This window comes from Enterococcus sp. DJ147D b, assembly GCF_058216655.1.
On record NZ_CM177104.1, the window covers coordinates 171,460 to 191,484 of the forward strand.

At 36.9% G+C, this 20,025-nt stretch carries 16 protein-coding genes; 11 read left to right on the plus strand and 5 right to left on the minus strand.

Annotation, left to right across the window (positions count from 1 at the left end; translation table 11 throughout):
• Positions 1-3: 3 nt before the first annotated feature.
• From AC4BD1_RS00890 to AC4BD1_RS00900, 3 genes are read right to left on the minus strand one after another with little or no spacing between them, the layout of a single operon-like run.
• Positions 4-924, minus strand: a complete 921-nt coding sequence (locus tag AC4BD1_RS00890; protein ID WP_206907422.1) for an osmoprotectant ABC transporter substrate-binding protein — start codon at positions 922-924, stop codon at positions 4-6.
• Positions 921-1,562: an ABC transporter permease gene (locus tag AC4BD1_RS00895; protein WP_206907424.1), complete on the minus strand. Its 642-nt coding sequence runs from the start codon at positions 1,560-1,562 to the stop codon at positions 921-923. The genes AC4BD1_RS00890 and AC4BD1_RS00895 overlap by 4 nt, the downstream gene beginning before the upstream one ends.
• 3 nt (positions 1,563-1,565) lie before the next feature.
• A complete protein-coding gene (locus AC4BD1_RS00900) occupies positions 1,566-2,741 on the minus strand; it encodes a betaine/proline/choline family ABC transporter ATP-binding protein (RefSeq protein WP_206907426.1) in 1,176 nt (391 codons plus the stop codon).
• Positions 2,742-2,953: 212 nt separating this feature from the next.
• On the opposite strand from AC4BD1_RS00900, the gene queA reads away from it, so the two are divergent.
• Complete coding sequence (gene queA, locus AC4BD1_RS00905) at positions 2,954-3,985, plus strand: tRNA preQ1(34) S-adenosylmethionine ribosyltransferase-isomerase QueA (protein WP_490485685.1); 1,032 nt, start codon at positions 2,954-2,956, stop codon at positions 3,983-3,985.
• 667 nt (positions 3,986-4,652) lie between these two features.
• Entirely contained in the window at positions 4,653-7,295 is a 2,643-nt protein-coding gene (locus AC4BD1_RS00910; RefSeq protein ID WP_206907430.1) for a cation-translocating P-type ATPase, read from the plus strand.
• Positions 7,296-7,360: 65 nt separating this feature from the next.
• On the opposite strand, the gene AC4BD1_RS00915 is transcribed toward AC4BD1_RS00910, so the two are convergent.
• On the minus strand, positions 7,361-8,071 hold the full coding sequence (locus AC4BD1_RS00915) for a DUF975 family protein (protein ID WP_206907433.1): 711 nt from the start codon (positions 8,069-8,071) through the stop codon (positions 7,361-7,363).
• A gap of 211 nt (positions 8,072-8,282) precedes the next feature.
• Between AC4BD1_RS00915 and tgt the strand changes: the two genes are divergently transcribed.
• The 9 genes from tgt to AC4BD1_RS00960 all read left to right on the plus strand — a co-directional run bounded on the left by tgt (position 8,283) and on the right by AC4BD1_RS00960 (position 19,004).
• Positions 8,283-9,428, plus strand: a complete 1,146-nt coding sequence (gene tgt / locus AC4BD1_RS00920; protein ID WP_067483328.1) for a tRNA guanosine(34) transglycosylase Tgt — start codon at positions 8,283-8,285, stop codon at positions 9,426-9,428.
• Positions 9,429-9,527: 99 nt separating this feature from the next.
• The gene (gene yajC / locus AC4BD1_RS00925) at positions 9,528-9,905 is read left to right on the plus strand and encodes a preprotein translocase subunit YajC (RefSeq protein WP_206907436.1); all 378 of its coding nucleotides are present in this window, start codon (positions 9,528-9,530) and stop codon (positions 9,903-9,905) included.
• Positions 9,906-10,219: 314 nt separating this feature from the next.
• Positions 10,220-12,817, plus strand: a complete 2,598-nt coding sequence (gene adhE / locus AC4BD1_RS00930; protein ID WP_206907438.1) for a bifunctional acetaldehyde-CoA/alcohol dehydrogenase — start codon at positions 10,220-10,222, stop codon at positions 12,815-12,817.
• A gap of 394 nt (positions 12,818-13,211) precedes the next feature.
• Entirely contained in the window at positions 13,212-14,321 is a 1,110-nt protein-coding gene (bglB, locus tag AC4BD1_RS00935; RefSeq protein WP_206907439.1) for a beta-galactosidase BglB, read from the plus strand.
• A gap of 18 nt (positions 14,322-14,339) precedes the next feature.
• Complete coding sequence (locus AC4BD1_RS00940) at positions 14,340-15,353, plus strand: TRAP transporter substrate-binding protein (protein ID WP_206907441.1); 1,014 nt, start codon at positions 14,340-14,342, stop codon at positions 15,351-15,353.
• Between the two features lie 3 nt (positions 15,354-15,356).
• On the plus strand, positions 15,357-15,818 hold the full coding sequence (locus AC4BD1_RS00945; RefSeq protein WP_490466721.1) for a TRAP transporter small permease: 462 nt from the start codon (positions 15,357-15,359) through the stop codon (positions 15,816-15,818).
• A 29-nt stretch (positions 15,819-15,847) separates the two neighbouring features.
• The gene (locus AC4BD1_RS00950; protein WP_490485686.1) at positions 15,848-17,143 is read left to right on the plus strand and encodes a TRAP transporter large permease; all 1,296 of its coding nucleotides are present in this window, start codon (positions 15,848-15,850) and stop codon (positions 17,141-17,143) included.
• A 10-nt stretch (positions 17,144-17,153) separates the two neighbouring features.
• Positions 17,154-17,996, plus strand: coding sequence for a sugar phosphate isomerase/epimerase family protein (locus tag AC4BD1_RS00955; RefSeq protein WP_206907446.1), 843 nt, complete (start codon positions 17,154-17,156; stop codon positions 17,994-17,996).
• Between the two features lie 108 nt (positions 17,997-18,104).
• Positions 18,105-19,004, plus strand: coding sequence for an AraC family transcriptional regulator (locus AC4BD1_RS00960; RefSeq protein WP_206907449.1), 900 nt, complete (start codon positions 18,105-18,107; stop codon positions 19,002-19,004).
• A 105-nt stretch (positions 19,005-19,109) separates the two neighbouring features.
• On the opposite strand, the gene AC4BD1_RS00965 is transcribed toward AC4BD1_RS00960, so the two are convergent.
• Positions 19,110-19,979 (minus strand): helix-turn-helix domain-containing protein, encoded by an 870-nt coding sequence (locus AC4BD1_RS00965; protein ID WP_490466723.1) that lies wholly within the window; start codon positions 19,977-19,979, stop codon positions 19,110-19,112.
• Positions 19,980-20,025 lie beyond the last annotated feature (46 nt).

The following is a 20,025-nucleotide window of genomic DNA, read 5'->3' on the forward strand; positions in this document are numbered from 1 at the left end:
TAATCACTTCCCTTCCTCAAAATAATGATGTTCTTTCAAAAACCGTTCAGCAACGACAGAAGGTTCTACCAAATTGTTGTCTGCCTCATAATTTAGTTTTTGCATTTCCTCTGTAGTGATCGTACCACCTAATTTCTGTAAAGCTTCTTCCAGATGAGGCGTGTCTTTTAAGACCTGGTTCGCAACGACCGGTGCAGCGTCATAAGGTGGGAAGAAACTTAAATCATCTTCTAGCATCACTAAATCATAACTTGCAATTCGCCCATCAGTAGAATAACCCAATACGATGTCCATTTTTCCCGCTTCAACAGCGTCATAGACTAAGCCAATCTGCATCGGCAAAATCGATTCAAATGAAAAACCATAAGTTTCTTGGAAACCATCATAGCCATCGCCTTTACGGTTGATCCAAGAAGTATCGACACCAGCAACGAGTTCATTCGCTACATTTTTCAAATCACTGACTTTCTTCAGGTTGTATTTTTCAGCTGTGTCTTTGCGAACGAGAAAGACGTACGTGTTTTCAAAGCCATAAGAAGGGAACCATGTTTGATTGTAACGTTTTTCAAATTCCTCTTTTACTATGGCAAATGCTTTTTTAGGATCTTTTTCAGGTGGTAATCCTAAGGTAGTCGTTAAGTCTGTTCCTGTATAACGCGCCGCGGAAATTGAAGCATCACCGTTGATCATCGCTTGGTGATTGATCGTTGTTGTTGCTAAATTATTGATAATCGTTGTGTTTTTGTCGGTATAATGTTCGACCATTCCAGCAACCATTCCAGCAAGAATTTGTGCTTCTGAAGTAATTCCACCAGTAATTGAGATGGTTTGGTCATCCGTATTACTTGCTAAACCTGGCAAAGAACAGCTACCGAGAATGAGTGAGAGACCAAAAAGTAAAATGAGTTGTTTTAATCGTTTCATTCATCATTCTCCTTTCTAAGTGCAATCGGAGTGAGCCGTGTTTCTAACAAACCAAGTAAAAAGTCTGCAAGTAAGGCCAAAATAGTTACAGGAATCGTTCCAGCAAAAATTAAATCTGGTTGATAATTATTTAAACCGCTAAAAATCAGATCACCTAAACCACCAGCACCAATGTAAGAGGCTAAAGTTGCCCAAGCAATCACATAGACTGCGGCCAAACGAATCCCTGCCATAATAGTTGGCATTGCAATAGGTAGTTCCACAGAAATAATAGATTGCAGATTCGTCATACCCATTCCTTTGGCGACATCTCGATAGTTCCAATCTACATTTTTCATCCCAATATAAGTGTTTCGTAAAATAGGTAATAGTGAATAAATAAATAGGGCAATAATTGCGGGTGTTTTTCCAACGCCTAGTAAAGGTATCATCAAAGCTAACAATGCCAAAGAAGGAACTGTTTGAAGTGCGCTACTAATACCAATCACAATCGTTGCCGCTTTTTGAAAACGAGTCAAAAGAATCCCTAGCGGAACTGCGACCAAAATACCAAGTGCTAAAGCGAAGAAAGAAATATAAAGATGTTCAGCACTTTTTGTTAATATTTCAGCGCCATGCTGATTAAAAAACTGCTGCATGAGCTAGACCTCCTTTGTTTCTGCAGGCTTCGTCGACTCAATCGCATCTGTGATGGATTGCTCTTCTCCCCAAATAACATCGTAAACAATATCGACAAGTGAAGCACGCGTTAAGATGCCAACTACTCGGTTTCGATCATCAACGACAGGGACGTATTTTAGTCCACGTTTTAAAATCCGTTGTAAAGTGTCACGTAAATAAGCAGATTCTTTTACGTAAAATACATGAGGATTTAAGATGTCTCCTACACTTGAAACTTTGCCACGTTTTCGGTCAAGAGTCTCAACATCGATGAAGCCTTTTAGTACATTGGAATTGTCTGTTACTAAAAGGGTATCCACACGTTTTTCACGCATGAGTTTGATTGCTTCTTGCAATGATTTTTCCGGCGTAATCGAAATGGCCGTATTCAACATTACTTCGTTAACGCGAGTCGTGTCTGGTTTTGCTTGCAGCAAACGATCCTCACCAATTAGTTCTTCCACGAATTCATTGGCTGGGTTACGTAAAATATTTTCTGGTGTATCAAACTGGATCACTTTTCCTTCACTCATGATAGCGATTCGACTTGCCAGTTTCAATGCTTCGTCCATATCATGAGTAACAAAGACAATCGTTTTTCCCAAGCGTTCTTGCAAATCTTTCACCAAATCTTGCAATGCGTCACGAGTAATGGGATCGAGTGCGCCAAATGGTTCATCCATCAAAATAATATCTTGATTAGCAGCTAATGCTCGAACAACACCAATCCGTTGCTGTTGTCCACCAGATAGTTCACTTGGATAGCGGTCAAGCATCTCACGAGGTAATTCGACAAGGTCAATCATTTTTTCGGCAGTTTTATTTCGTTCTTCTTGACTGACTTTGAGTAACTTTTGAACAAGTGTGATATTTTCTCTAATGGTCATGTGTGGCATTAAACCAATATTTTGGATAACGTAACCGATTTGTCGGCGCAACTCAACGGGATTGATATCTAGGATGTTTTTCCCATCGATTAAAATCTTTCCTTTAGACGGATCAGTCATTCGATTAATCATACGCATTGTCGTTGTTTTTCCACTACCACTGGTTCCGATAAAGCAGATGAATTCTCCTTTTTCAAACGAAAGATTCACATCATCGACAGCAACTTTGTTTCCTTTATAAATTTTTGATACATGTTGAAATTCAATCAAAATTTCTCACCTCAAATTATCATTTTTTTAATCTTCACATAACTAGTATGGCTGAAAATTCGTTAACATACAAATCGAAGGGTTTGGAAGAAAAAAATTTTTCGTTTCAACATGGAATTATATGGACAAAAAAGTATAGGCGAAGCTGTTCGCCAAGTTTCTGAAAAAGTGTTAGAATAGCTGAAGATAAATGACTAGAAAGAGTGGATAAGATGTTAACAACAGAGGATTTTGATTTTGATTTGCCAGAAGAACTCATTGCACAAACACCGTTAAAAAATCGTGACCAATCACGTTTGTTAGTGGTAGACCGTACAACAGGAGAGTTAAAAGATAAACATTTCCATGATATTATTGATGAATTGAACCCGGGGGATGCCCTAGTCATGAATGACACGCGCGTACTACCTGCACGCTTATATGGAGAAAAGCCAGATACTGGTGCTCATCTGGAAGTATTACTTTTAACGAATACAGAAGGGGATACATGGGAAACGTTGATCAAACCAGCTAAACGTGCCAAAGTAGGTACAACGATTTCGTTTGGTGATGGTCGACTAAAAGCTGTGGTGGAAGAAGAACTAGAACACGGCGGACGTATCATTACGTTTAAATATGACGGAATTTTTCTTGAAATTTTAGAATCGCTGGGTGAAATGCCTTTGCCACCTTATATCAAAGAACGCCTAGAAGACCCAGATCGTTACCAAACAGTGTACGCCAAAGAAAATGGTTCTGCGGCAGCCCCAACAGCGGGATTACATTTTACAAAAGAACTATTGGAAGAAATTGAAGCCAAAGGAATTGAATTAGTCTATTTGACACTTCATGTTGGCTTAGGAACGTTCCGTCCAGTTAGTGTGGATAAGATTGAAGATCATCACATGCATAGTGAATTTTATCGATTAACAGAGGATGCTGCGAAACGTTTGAACCAAGTTCGCAAGAATGGTGGAAAAATCGTAGCAGTAGGAACCACTTCGATTCGGACGTTAGAAACAATTGGAACGAAGTTCAATGGTGAAATCAAAGCAGACAGTGGTTGGACCGAAATTTTTATTACACCAGGTTATGAGTTTAAAGTCGTCCAAGCATTCTCAACAAACTTCCATTTGCCAAAATCAACATTGGTTATGTTAGTAAGCGCGTTTGCTGGTCGTGAATTGATTCTGTCTGCATACCAACATGCGATTGACGAACGTTACCGCTTCTTTAGCTTTGGTGATGCGATGTTTGTCAAATAAATTTCCAAATGAACACAAAAGAGTGAACGATTCTCGATCGTTCACTCTTTTTTTCTAGAAAAAAGTTCTATGTAGTTTTCGACGAAATAAAAAAAGCTGGACTCTCGACAAGTCCAGCCTCTGTATTTCGGAAGGAATCAAATAAGTAGAATTTTTGTTACTTTCCATGATACATGTAAAGCACTTTGTTGAATTTCTTCTTGATAAACAAAAAATCTTGTTTTCGTTACATCTTCAACACTCATTGACACATCTTTTACTAGTATTCAATTTTCAGATGTTCACTGTTTATTTTACGTATCTTTGTTACTTCTGGTTTTGGGAAACGAATCATCCAAACTTTTTATACGCATTCACTATTTTCATCAATTTGACGCTGTGTACTTCACACGTATACTTGGTGAAACCTGTACTTCTAACAACTTTGTTTGCTTACAATACTTCATCGAGAAATTCTTCGACTTATTTGATGTTATCCTCCTTCCTTACACCTATATAATAGCATATTTTGTTAGCGCTTGCAAACGGAATGCTTGCAATTTTGTGCCTTTTTTATGAACAAAATCCATAAATTGTCCGAAATAGTTTATTAAGTTGAAAAAAATAAAAAAATGATGTTATATTTAATATAGGATTATTATTTAATGAAGATTAAAGGAGGAATAGGATGGAAGAATATAAAAAAACAGTGAGAGAAGTCCGAGAAGAAACCAATGTAAACTTAGAGCGTGGATTGACTTCCCAAGAAGCAACTAAGCGAAGCAAGGAACAGGGGCCTAACCGTTTTGATGAAGCAAAGAAAGAATCATTAGCCAGAAAATTTTTTAGAAGCTTAGCCGATTTTACAACAATTATTTTATTAGTTGCTGCTGTAATTTCTTTTTACACGGCCTTTGCAACAGAACATGGAGATTTGTTTGAAGGTCTGTTGATTATCGCTATCGTTGTCATCAACTCTGCACTTACAATTGTTCAAGAAGGAAATGCAGAAAAAGCTTTAGAATCGTTACAGGATATGAATAAGCAGACGGCGCTAGTTTTACGAGATGGTAAACGTGAACAAGTTGATGCCGAACAATTAGTTGTTGGAGATATCTTGATTTTAGAGTCTGGGGCAACCATTCCTGCAGATGCTCGTTTGATTCAAAGTTCACAACTTCGAGTGGAAGAATCGGCGTTGACTGGTGAGAGCGAAGCAGTTGAAAAAGATGCCACTTATGTTAGCGAAGAAGAAGTACCTCTAGGTGATCAAATCAATATGGTCTTTAAAGGATGTAGTGTAGCTGCCGGTCGTGGTCAAGCAATTGTTACGGCAATTGGGATGCAAACTGAAATGGGAAAAATTGCTGGACTATTAAGTGGCGATATGATGCAGAAAACACCTTTACAAGTTCGCTTGAATCAGTTAGGTAAACGAATTAGTTTTATTGCATTAGGAGCTGCTGCATTAGTCTTCATTATTGGTGAACTGCAAGGGGAACCATTACTAGAAATGTTTATGACGTCTGTCTCTTTAGCAGTTGCTGCAGTACCAGAAACATTGACAGTTATCGTGACATTGACTTTAGCATTTGGTGTTCAGAAAATGGCAAAAAAACATGCAATTATTCGTCAACTGCCTGCAGTTGAAACATTAGGAACAGCTAACGTAATTTGTTCTGATAAGACGGGAACTTTAACCCAAAATAAAATGCGTGTGCGTCGAGTTTGGAGTCGCGGAGATGAAGTTACTGACACAGAAGATGCTATGACAGATAGTGCGATGGAAGTCTTAAAAATGGCAGCTTTGTGTACAGATGTAAGTGTTGAAAAAGAAAACGATGAGCTAATTATCAAAGGCAATCCAACAGAAGCCGCAATTGTGCGTGCAGTGGAAGAAAACTATCATACAAAAGCAGAGTTGGAAGAAAATTATCCTCGAATTGGAGAATTGCCGTTTGACTCAGAGCGAAAAATGATGACAACGGTACATAAGATGGGAAAAAAATATATTTCCATTACTAAAGGTGCTTTTGATGTATTAGCTCCGCGTTTCCGTTATGGAGATATCGAACAAGCGACAGTTGTCAATGACCGTTTCGGAAAACGTGCACTCCGCGTGATTGCAGTTGGCTTTGCTGTCTATGATGAAGAACCACAAGATATTCGTTCAGAAGTCTTAGAAAAAGATTTACGTTTGATTGGTTTGATTGGTATGATTGATCCACCTCGTCCAGAAAGTAAAGGAGCAATCGCTCGTGCGAAAAAGGCTGGAATCAAAACAGTAATGATTACTGGTGACCATGTGGTGACAGCGAGTGCGATTGCTAAAGAACTTGGGATTCTGGAACATTCTTCTGAAGCTTTAACAGGTGCAGAACTACATGCGTTGACGGATGAAGAATTAGATGAACGAGTGAAAGAATTGGCTGTTTATGCACGAGTAACGCCAGAAGATAAGATCAGGATCGTCAAATCATGGCAACGAACGGGTGCGGTTGTGGCGATGACTGGTGACGGAGTAAATGATGCGCCTGCGTTAAAAGCAAGTGATGTTGGCTGCGCCATGGGAATCACTGGGACGGATGTAGCTCAAAGTGCGTCTGATATGATTTTAACCGATGATAATTTTGCAACGATTGTCGATGCAGTTAGCCAAGGTCGTTCTGTTTATCAAAATATTCGAAAAGCAATCAACTTCCTTTTGAGTTGTAATATCTCAGAAATTTTCATTGTGTTGATTGCTATGCTTCTAGGATGGGGCGCGCCATTTACGGCAGTTCAATTATTATTTGTCAACGTAGTAGCTGATGGCCTACCAGGATTTGCGCTTGGAAGAGAGCCAGCAGAAGCAGGAATTATGGATCAAATGCCAATTCCTCGGAATGAGGGGATCTTTGCGCGCGGATTGTGGCAAAAAATTGCAGTGAATGCAAGTGTGTTTACGGTTGTGACACTCTTCGGATACTATTTAGGAAGTTTTGTTGATACAATCAGTCCTTGGGTCGATGCTAGTCAAGAAGTTGGTCAAACAGTTGCTTTTCTAGTATTAGCTTACTCTTCCATTTTGCATGTCTTTAATGTGCGAAGTAGCCAATCCATATTTAAGGTCAATTTATCTTCAAATAAATCATTATTAGAAATGGCAGTGTTGGCGGTAGTGATTACTACGGCAATGGCACTATTCCCATTCACACAAGAACTTTTTGGACTTGTTCATATTAGTTTGAATCATTGGTTACTGGTATTCATTTTATCAGTCACACCAATTGCAGTGAGTGAACTAATTAAGTTCCATCAACTGCCAGATGTGGATGATGAAGAAGAATAAACAAAAAATGAACACAAAAAAGCTGCGGTAACTAACCGCAGCTTTTTGTATACCTGTTGTGAAGCTTAGTACGCAACGTCTTTTGGCAATTCATTGTAGAAAGCAGCTTTTGTTGCTGTAATATACGGATTCAACCATAAGTAGCCGATTCCTGCGGTCATCAATGCAAGAATATGCCAACCGATAAATGATAAATCCAACCAGAACAATTTTCCTTTGTAACCATCCATTAGCTTGCGACTTGCTGTAATCGTATCAAGCACACGAGGTTTTTGTCCTGTTTCTTGAATCGTGTCGTAGTAGATAAAGTAGCTTTGAGAGTAAGCATAACTTTTGATAATCCCAGGGATAATAAACAACAATGTCCATAATGTAGTGAATAACCAAATCAAAATGGCTAGGCCAATAATGCCTCCAATAAAGAGACCTGAAAATCCACGGAATGCATCTTTAAATGGTTCAATTTGTGATTTTTGTCCACGTAGCACATCAAGGTAAGTCCAAGAAATACCACTCATAAACAATGCAGAAATAATGCCGGAAACAACTCCGCCACCACTGCTGCCAGCACTAGAACCGCCATTGTCATTCACCATCGTTTCCTGAAGGCTTGTAACATCTGACATACTTGCAATAAACAAGATGAATGGTACAAGAATCAAAAGAATAAGTGCTATAGCAATTAATGACGGAATTAAATTCAATAATACCGCTTGCCCCCAACGACCTTTCAAACTAGCTTTTGCTTGTGATTTTAATTCAGCAGAAGATTTCATCTATTTTTCACTCCTTTTCCATAAGTTAAAATTATTATAACAAAGATTAACTTTTTTGCCTCTCTTCTTGCATTGCTTGTTCCAGAAATACTTCTAAAAAAAGAGGATTAAATAGAACAAGAGCCACAGATAAACTCTTGCAAAAAAGTGCTGAAACGATTATGATTGTGTGAGTTGTCAACGCTATTTTATAGAGAAAGTAGGGAATTGAATGTCACAACCTGCCATTCGCTATCGTTTAATCAAAAAAGAAAAACATACTGGTGCTCGTTTAGGTGAAATTATTACGCCGCACGGTACTTTTCCAACTCCCATGTTCATGCCTGTAGGAACATTGGCGACAGTCAAAACTATGTCTCCTGAAGAATTAAAGGAGATGGGGGCAGGTATCATTTTGAGTAATACGTACCATCTGTGGTTGCGACCTGGAGAAGACTTGGTTGCTGAGGCTGGTGGTTTGCATAAATTTATGAATTGGGATCAACCGATTTTAACTGATTCAGGTGGTTTCCAGGTATTTTCATTAAGTGATATGCGTAATATTGAAGAAGAAGGCGTCCATTTCAAAAATCATTTGAATGGCTCTCGCATGTTTTTATCACCTGAAAAAGCAATTGATATCCAAAATAAATTAGGCTCAGATATCATGATGAGCTTTGATGAATGCCCGCCATTTGACGAGAGCTATGATTATGTGAAAAAATCCGTAGAACGTACGTCACGTTGGGCAGAGCGTGGACTAAAAGCTCATGCAAATCCAGCAACACAAGGTTTATTTGGAATCATCCAAGGGGCAGGATTTGAAGATTTGCGTCGCCAAAGTGCAAAAGACTTAGTCAGCATGGATTTCCCAGGTTATTCAATCGGTGGTTTGTCTGTTGGAGAACCAAAAGCAGATATGAACCGAGTTTTAGAATTTACGACACCATTGATTCCAGAAGATAAACCACGCTACTTAATGGGAGTCGGCGCAGCTGATTCCTTGATTGATGGAGTAATCCGTGGTGTAGATATGTTTGACTGTGTATTGCCAACCAGAATCGCACGTAATGGAACTTGTATGACGTCGCAAGGTCGTTTAGTTGTCAAAAATGCAAAATATGCACATGATTTTCGTCCAATTGATGAAAAATGTGATTGTTATACATGTAAAAACTATACCCGTGCTTATATTCGTCATTTAATCAAGTGTGATGAAACATTTGGTATTCGTTTGACTTCTTATCATAATCTTTATTTCTTATTGAATTTGATGAAACAAGTTCGCCAAGCAATCATGGATGATAATTTGTTAGAATTTAGAGCAGCCTTCTTCGAGGAATACGGTTTTAACAAAGAAAATGCTAAGAGTTTCTAAATTCATGAATTTTATGTGAAATTTAAGTAAAAAGCTAGTGTAGATAGTACTTTTTATGCTAAAGTGGTTTTTGTAGATAGATTGAGTGAGGTGAAAAAAATGGGATCATTACCAATGATTGTGATGTTCGTTGCGTTGTTAGCGATGTGGTACTTTATGTCACGTACACAAAAGAAACAACAACAAGAACGTCAAAATTTGTTAGATAGTATGAAACCAGGTGATGCAGTTGTTACAATTGGCGGCTTGCATGGCGTAATTTCAGAAATCGATGAAGACAAACGGACAGTGGTTTTAGACTGCGAAGGTATCTTCTTAGAGTTTGACCGTGCGTCAATCAAAACGGTTAAACCAGGAGTGACTGTAGAAAACGATGCTACGGTGACAACTGTCGAAGAACCAGTTGATGCAAAAGAAGAAACAATCACTGAAGAAGTAACAGAAGTAGTTTCTGAAGACAACAAAGACGAAAAATGAGCATAGGCTCTACAATTATTTTTCATCTGAAGAGGTACAGCTATTTAATTAGTTGTGCCTCTTTTTTTATTTGAAAAACAAAAGCATGAGAACAAGTTCAATAGTGAACGTGATAACCAAATAAAAGATATTTTTTTCTAAGACAATGAAAAAAATATTGATAGCTAGATAACTTTATAATATCAGTGTTTATCTTTATTTTTAAAACTGTGAAAAAAATCACAAAAAACTATTTACAACCAAAATAAATTATTGTATGATACATATGTGAAATAGTTAACAAACAATAAGTGATACCCACTAGGAGGAAGACAATGGCTAAGACATTGGAAAAAGAACAAGTAAAAACGATCGACGTGCAAGCAATGATCGATGACCTTGCAACAAAAGCAAATGTAGCCCTAAAGGAAATGGAAGACTTTGATCAGGCAAAAGTGGACCATATCGTACATGAAATGGCAATGGCTGCCTTAGATCAACACATGCCTCTAGCAAAAATGGCAGTTGAAGAAACTGGTCGTGGTATTTATGAAGATAAAGCAATTAAAAATATGTATGCTTCAGAGTATATTTGGAATAACATTAAACATGATAAAACAGTTGGAGTAATCAATGAAGACGTTCAAAAAGGATTAATTGAAATCGCTGAACCAGTAGGAGTTGTTTGTGGTGTAACACCAACAACTAACCCAACTTCAACAACGATTTTCAAATCAATGATCGCATTGAAAACAAGAAATCCAATTGTGTTTGCTTTCCATCCAAGCGCACAAAAATCTTCTGCAGAAGCAGCGCGTGTTGTCCGTGATGCAGCAATCGCAGCTGGTGCACCGGAAAACTGTATCCAATGGATCGAACATCCATCAATTGATGCAACTTCAATGTTGATGAATCATCCCGGCATTGCAATTGTTTTAGCAACAGGTGGAGCAGGAATGGTTAAATCTGCTTATTCAACTGGGAAACCAGCTTTAGGCGTTGGACCAGGGAACGTGCCAGCGTACATTGAAAAAACTGCAAAAGTAAAACGTGCAGTGAATGATTTAATCGTATCAAAAACATTTGATAATGGAATGATTTGTGCATCTGAACAAGCGGTGATAGTTGACAAAGAAATTTATGCAGCTGTGAAAGCAGAATTCCAAGCTCATCAAGTGTATTTTGTAAAACCAAGCGAACTTGCAAAATTAGAAGATGCGGTGATGAACGAAGGCAAGTATGCTGTTAACCCAGCAATTGTTGGGCATTCTGCAATGGAAATTGCTAAATTAGCAGGCATCAAAGTACCAGAAGGAACAAAAATGCTAGTTGCTGAATTAGAAGGTGTTGGTGCTGATTATCCACTTTCACGTGAAAAATTATCACCAGTTTTAGCAATGGTTAAAGCAAATAATACAGATCATGCATTTGAATTATGTGAAGGTATGTTAAATCTTGGTGGATTAGGACATACAGCTGTTATCCATTCAGAAAACGAAGATTTACACGTGAAATTTGGTTTACGAATGAAAGCTTGTCGTATTCTAGTTAACACACCATCAGCTGAAGGTGGAATTGGTAATATCTACAATGAAATGATTCCTTCATTAACTTTAGGTTGTGGTTCATATGGTAAAAATTCTGTTTCTCGTAATGTATCTGCTGTCAACTTAATCAACGTCAAAACTGTAGCGAAACGGAGAAATAACATGCAATGGTTCAAATTACCGCCAAAAATCTTCTTTGAAAAGAATTCATTACTTTACTTAGAAAAAATGGAAAACGTTGAACGTGTCATGATCGTTTGTGACCCAGGAATGGTTCAATTTGGTTACTGTGATACAGTTCGTGAAGTGCTCGCTCGTCGTAAAAACGACGTGAAAATCGAAGTTTTCTCTGATGTTGAGCCTAACCCTTCAACAGATACTGTTTATGCTGGAACAAAACTAATGGCTGATTTCAAACCTGATACAGTAATCGCATTAGGTGGTGGATCTGCAATGGACGCTGCAAAAGGAATGTGGATGTTCTATGAACACCCAGATACTTCTTTCTTTGGAGCAAAACAAAAATTCTTAGATATCCGTAAACGTACGTACAAAATTGCAAAACCTGAAAAAACTCAATTTGTATGTATTCCGACAACTTCAGGAACAGGTTCGGAAGTAACTCCTTTTGCCGTTATTACTGATAGCGATACACATGTTAAATACCCATTAGCAGACTATGCGTTGACACCAGATGTTGCAATTGTTGACCCACAATTTGTTATGTCAGTTCCGGCTTCTGTGACTGCAGATACTGGTATGGATGTCTTGACGCACGCAATTGAATCATATGTTTCTGTCATGGCATCTGATTATACTCGTGGCTTAAGTCTACAAGCAATCAAGTTGGTCTTTGATTATTTAGAAAAATCAGTAAAAACACCTGATATGGAATCACGTGAAAAAATGCATAATGCGTCAACAATGGCTGGTATGGCGTTTGCAAATGCGTTCCTAGGGATTTGTCATTCAATCGCCCACAAAATTGGTGGTGAATATGGTATTCCTCATGGACGTACAAATGCAATCTTGTTACCACACATTATTCGCTACAACGCAAAAGATCCACAAAAACACGCAATGTTCCCTAAATATGACTACTTCCGTGCAGATACAGATTATGCAGACATTGCTAAATTCTTAGGATTAAAAGGTGAAACAACTGCTGAGTTAGTAGATGCATTAGCAGAAGCTGTCTATGAGTTAGGTCAAAATGTAGGTATTGATATGAACTTGAAAGCACAAGGCGTAACACAAGAGACACTTGATACAACAGTTGATCGTATGGCTGAATTAGCTTACGAAGACCAATGTACAACTGCTAATCCAAAAGAACCATTAATTAGCGAATTAAAACAAATCATCATTGATGCTTACAAAGCTTAATGATTGTTAAAAGATAGCGTACGGCTGACAGCTGTCCGCTACCGGAATCCCCCACACAAATTTCCGCTCAAATTTGTGTGGGGGATTTAAAACTATATGGATTCATGTAAGTTTGTCTGAATGATTCTCTCATTCAGACAATTTTTTTGTGTAAAGAGAAAATATGCGTTCAAATATGTACTTGTGAGATTACTTATAAAAAATTTTGTCATTGAAAAAGAGAGAAACATTTCGATGACCACTTAGCTATCAATTATTAAGATAGGTAAAAATTTCAAACATAAGATCAACTTTAGATATTTTTTTCTCAATTTATCCTATTTATAGGGTATAGGATTCTTGCTATATTAAGGATATCAATAAATGAAAGCGTTTTAGAAAGGACGTGGATGAAATGTCAATTATTAAAGAAGAAATTTTTGTACCAAAAGAATTAGTAAAAGAGAAAATTGCTTTACTTTTAGAAAATTTAACAACCATAAAAGATGAAAGTGGCGATTTTCTATTGGATTTTGATGGATTAAAGGTTGATGATAAAAGCTGGACAGTATGGAATTGGCCACAAGGAATTGGTCTGTATGGGACCTATAAGAATTATCAATTAACTAAAAATCATCGAGCTTTAGAAGTTGTTAATGATTGGTTTGAAGCACGTATGGAAGAAGGCGCACCACCAAAAAATGTAAATACGATGGCTCCATTATTAACAATGGCTTATTTGTATGAAGATACAAAGGATTCACGCTATTTACCTTACTTGGAACAATGGGCAGAATGGGTAATGTATGAGATGCCTAGAACAAACGAACAAGGGTTACAGCATGCGACATATGGTCCAGAAAATAAAAATCAGTTATGGGATGACACCTTGATGATGACAGTATTACCTCTGGCTAAAATTGGGAAGTTATTAAATCGCTCAGAGTATTTAGAAGAGGCTCGTTATCAGTTTATGATCCATATTAAATATTTGATGGATAAACGTACTGGTTTGTGGTATCACGGTTGGACCTTTGAAGGAAATCACAATTATGCGGAAGCGTTTTGGGCGCGTGGTAATTGCTGGTTAACAATGGCAATCCCTGAAATCATTGAGATTTTAGAATTATCTAAAGATGACGCTCTACGAAAACTTTTAGTTGAAACGTTAGAAGCGCAGGTTCAGACATTAGCTAAATATCAAGCAGAAAGCGGTTTGTGGCATACATTATTGGATGATGAGTCCTCTTATGTTGAATCATCAGCAACAGCTGGCTTTGCATATGGCATCTTAAAAGCTGTTCATAAGAGATATTTGGAACCAAAGTATAAAGAAGTTGCTTATCGTGCAATACAAGGTTTATTAGAACAAATTGATGAAAATGGTGAAGTACACAATGTTTCGATCGGTACAGGAATGGGGGACGATTTAGAATTTTATCGCAATATTGGAATTACTGCTATGCCATATGGTCAATCGTTAACGATGCTTTGTTTAACAGAATTGTTAGTTTCGTATTGTTAAAAAAGAAAGGAAGACAAAATGAAAAAAGTAATCTTGCTAGCAGGAATATTTGGCTTGAGTTTACTGGGATTAAATGGTTGCGGTAGTGCTGTAAACGTTACAGCTACAGATGAAAAAGAAACAATCAATTTACGTTTTGCTTATGCTAGTAATAGTCAGCCTGTGATTGATGCGATGAACGAATTTGGTCGATTAGTAGAGGAAAAGACAGACGGAACAGTTAAAATTCAATATTTTCCAGATGGTCAACTTGGCGGTGAAAGGGAATTGATTGAATTAACTCAGTCAGGAGCCGTAGACTTTACAAAAGTCAGTGCCTCTGCTTTAGAAAGTTTTTCAAAAAATTACTCTATTTTTTCTGTTCCATACTTATTTGAAAGTGAAAAACACTTTTTTGACGTAATGGACAATGAAGAAATAATGACGCCGATTTATCAATCAACCACAGATTTAGGTTTTACTGGTTTAACCTACTATGATTCAGGTCAGCGAAGCTTTTATATGGTTGATGGTCCTATTCAAACACCATCAGATTTGTTAGGAAAGAAAATCCGTGTTATGCAAAGTGAAACAGCTATTAAAATGGTAGAATTACTTGGCGGATCTGCGGTACCTATGGGAAGTGATGAAGTTTATACTTCTTTACAATCGAATTTGATCAATGGTTCCGAGAATAATGAATTTGTGTTACATACAGCAGGGCATGGAGGAGTTGCGAAATACTATTCTTATGATGAACATACTCGTGTACCGGATATTATGATTATGAACGATGCAATCAAAGAGCAACTAACAGAAGAGCAAGAAACGGCGATTTATGAATCAGCAAAAGAATCGACAGTTTTTGAAATTGAAGCCTTTTCTAAGGCTGTTGAGGAAGAAAAAGCAACTGCGCAAGAAGCATATGGGGTTAAATTTAATAAAGTCGATAATACGCCATTTCGTGAAGCAGTGGCTCCACTTCATGATGAATTCAAAAATGATCCAGTTTATCAACAACTGTACCAGCAAATTCAAGATCAAGGAGCCTAATAAATGAAAAAAATAATGAATCAATTGTTAGAAATTATTGGTGCTGTATTGTTACTTGCAATGGTAGGAGTAGTTTTGTGGCAAGTGTTTTCTCGGACGGTATTAGGTAATCCCAATACCGTGACAGAAGAATTTGTTCGTTTTGGACTTGTCTGGTTTGCCATGCTTTCTTCAGCTTACGTTGTAGGACAAAAAGCACATTTAGCTGTAACAATTTTAAGTGAAAAATTAACAGGAACTAGAAGTTGGGTGTTAGAGATAGTAGTACAAACATTGTTTCTATTATTTGCTACTATTATTATGGTTTATGGTGGAATGAATGCGGTTACCTTGACGATGGGACAATTATCTCCCTCGTTAGGAATACCTATGGGCTATGTTTATTTATCGGTACCTGTATCAGGCTGCCTGATTGTTGTTTACAGTTTAATAAATTTGATTGATACATTCAATACTGTTAAATAATTGAAAAAGTATAGAAATGGAGAAATAATATGGCATTAGAAGCTGGAATGGTTCTGTTTTTCGTTTTTGTTATATTGCTTATTGTAGGGATGCCAATTGCAATTAGTATTGCATTTTCATCAATGATGGCGCTGCTGCTAGTGATTCCTTTTGATGTTGCTACCTTTAGTTCAGCACAGAAAATGGTTGGGAGTATTAATAGCTTTTCTCTAATAGCGATTCCATTTTTTGTCTTTTCAGGAATAATTATGAATAATGGTGGGATAGCGAAAAAGTTAGTAGATTTTTCGATGCTTTTTGTCGGACGTATTCCGGGCTCTCTAGCGCATACGAATGTATTGGGAAATGCTTTATTTGGCTCAATTTCGAGTTCAGCAATTGCTGCTTCAACAGCCATTGGTGGCGTACTAATTCCTCAACAAGTGGAAGAAGGCTATGATCGCAAGTTTGCAACGGCAGTGAACATTGCTTCGGCACCTACTGGAATGGTTATTCCGCCAAGTACAGCATTTATTATGTATTCATTAGTTGCAGGTGGGACTTCTATCTCGGCTTTGTTTATGGGAGGATATCTCGTAGGCGCACTTTGGGCATTAGGAATCATGGTAGTTGCTTTTGTGGTTGCTAAAAAGAATAAATACCCTACAGTACAAAAAAATCAGATAAAACATTCAGGTAAAGTATTGAAAGAAGCAATTCCCAGTTTATTGTTGATTCTTATTATCATTGGTGGGATTTTAACAGGCATATTTACTGCAGTAGAAGCTTCAGCAGTTGCTGTGATTTATTCATTACTGATTTCGATGTTTTATTATAAAACGGTTAAGTTAAGAGATATTCCAAATATGTTGGTTCAAGCGGTTGCGATGTCAGGGACAATTATGTTTTTGCTGGCTACTTCATCAATGATGTCATTCTCAATGGCTTTTACAGGAATACCTCAAGCAATTAGTAGTATGATTATAGGGATTACTGATAACAAAATGATTATTTTATTATTGGTCAATGTCGTTTTATTGTTAGTCGGGATGTTTATGGATGTGGCGCCAGCAATTATGATTTTTACTCCCATCTTTTTACCAATCGTGACAAGTGTGGGTATTGACCCTGTTCATTACGGTTTGTTTTCGATAATGAATTTATGTGTAGGTTCGATTACTCCTCCAGTTGGCACAGGATTATATGTTGGAGCTAGTGTAGGCGGAGTAAAAGCAGAATCCATGCTTAAACCACTATTACCTTTTTACGGCGTGATATTAGGTGTTTTATTCTTAATTACGTACTTCCCACAGCTTGTAATGTGGTTACCTGATATATTAGGATAGGAGAAAGAAAATGTTAAATCTAACGATACGTGGACATGATCTTTCTGGTGTTCATACAGCCGAAGAACTGGCTAGAAAAACAAGTGATCAAGGAGTGCATACACTACAACTAGCGTTAGGACTATCTTTTAAAGGTCTCAATTCCGATGCTTCTGCCATCAATGCCGGGATGGGTAATTTTATGAAGCGGACATTATTGCAAGAAAATGTTCATATAGGTATTTTGAGTTGTTATATCAATATGATTCATCCGGATTTAGAAGTCAGGGAACAGTTGTTACTCAAATTTGAACATTATTTACAGTATGCTACTTCTTTTGGTGCCGCTATAGTTGCCACAGAGACAGGTTGTGTTTTTCCAGAAATACGTTATACAGAAGAAAATTTTACAGACAAAGCTTTTGAAACTGCAGTTACGGTAATCCGTCGATTAGTGAATGCAGGAGAAAAGTACAACATGGTGGTAGGAATCGAACCGGGTTTGAACCATCCAATCTATTCGCTAGAACGTGTTTGTCAGCTAATTGAAGCTGTAGATTCTGATTATTTAGGCATCATTTTAGACCCAACGAACCTGATTAGTAGTGATAATTATCAACAACAAGTCCAACTTGTAGAAAGCGCCTTTGATTCATTTGGCGAAAAGATATGTGCGGTTCATTTAAAAGACTTTATTGTAGAAAAACAACAAATTATACCTGTAAATTTGGGTGAAGGAATGATGGACTATCAAAAAATCATAAAGCTGATTGCACAGAAGAAGCCTTATTTATTTGTTGTTTTGGAGGAGACAAAGGACCGAGCTATTCAACGTGCCGTTAAGTTAATTGAGGACTCATATTCGTTTGGATAAAAGTTACTAGCCAATGAATCAAGAGAGCGATACTTAAGAGGAAAGTAAAATGGGCTATGATATTGTTTATTCACCATTGAATAAACGAGGCTTTGGGAGGGACGATCAATGAATCAAAAAAAAATAAATGGTGAACAAGTCAATACGATGGTGTCAAATCAATATGAAATTTATCATGTGAAAAATGTCGTTAGCCAAAGTCAAACACTTTATCATTATCATGATTTTTATGAAGTCCATGCAACTTTGAAAGGGAAAGCAACTTTTTACTTGAACGGCCGACAATTTACGATTGAAGAAGGAAATATTTTGTTGATCCATTCCAATGACTTACATCGTATTGTTCGCCAATCCTCAGACGTTTTTGAGAGAGTATACATATTTATTACATCCTCATTTTTAGAAAGTCGATCTACACAATGGTCTAATCTAACTTCTTGTTTTAAACCACTGGGGGATAAGCGGAGCCGTATCTTGAAAGTCCCTCCTAAATTATTAAGAGAAAAATTAGCCTTTATTGATTATCCACCTAATAAACAGAGTTATGGAGAGGATATTAAATATGAACAAACATTAGTGGATTACTTTATTTTTTTGAATAGGATCGTTCAAAAAGAAGAACAGACTCACGTAGAAAATGCCGTGATTCTGAATGAACGAGTTGAACAAATGCTAGAATATATCTCAAAAAATTTGTCACATCCACTGACTCTAGAAGAGATGGAAAAAAAGTTTTTTGTAAGTAAATATCACATTACAAGAGAATTCAAAAAATATACAGGTTTTACGTTCCATCAGTATGTTATGAAAAAGAAATTACTTTATGCGAAACAACTATTAAAAGAATATCATAGCTCTAGTGCTATTTATAGTAAATGTGGGTTTACATCTTATCCACATTTTCTAAAAGCTTTTAAAAAAGAATTCGGACTGACACCGAAAGAATTTTTAAAACGGAATACGCAAAATCAGATTGTTCATTATGAACATTTTGAAGATGAGCGGTGAAAATCAATTCAAAAGAAATCGTCACACCTGCAAAAAGAACTTGTAGGTGTGACGATTTCTTTTCTTTTTTGTGTTCTTAAACAGTTCAGGAACAATCTCATATTTTTAATTAAATTGCCGAAATTCTCTTGGGGAGCGTCCGGTCTTTCGCTTAAATAGCCGACTAAAGTACGCAAAATTATCTATCCCTATCTCTTCGGCTATCGCACGAATCGTAAAGTCTGTATAGCGAAGTAAATCTTTTGCATAAGACAATTTTTTATTAATTAAATAATCAATTGGTGGAGATCCAATAAATTTAGAAAAGTCTTTACTTATCTGATACTTATTCAGTAAAAATCGCTGCTCTAATTGTCTTAAAGTAATATTTTCTCTGAAGTGTTCATCTAAGTAGTGCTGTAAATCACGAATGTAGTTTGGAATATCTTCTTCTTTGAAATCCAATTGATATTTTTGCAAAATCAGTTCATTAAGTAACTCGTGGATGACTAACGAAGATTGAAATTCAGTACGTGTGTTTGCTTGTTGTTGTGTATGTATCAGTTCGGTTATTAACTGGTGAATTTTGTTATCGAATGGATCAGTTGGTGTATGAAAAATTGGCTGACCATCTTTGATGAATTCTTCATAAAAATAAGCAACATTGCTACCGTTAAAATGAACCCAATCCATTTCCCAAGGTGTGTCACTGATTGTTTGGTAATATTGATATTCCTGACAATCAATGAAGAAAATATCCCCTGCACATAAATGATACTTATTTTCTTTATAAAGCAGCATACCTTCGCCAGACAACGTAAATTTAATCAAGTAAGAAGGTAAGTTTGTTCGCTCAGTGTAGTAAGGAATAGATGCTTTGAAATGTCCAATCTCTTGAATATAAAAAAATAAATTTTGACTTCTTTGAGTGGGCGTCAAAATAACGCGACAAGAATCTTCTGACCAAGTATGATTTGCTTTTTCCCAGTAATTCATCTCTTTCTCCTTTTTATCAAGATAGTGCAATTGTAAACCAATATAG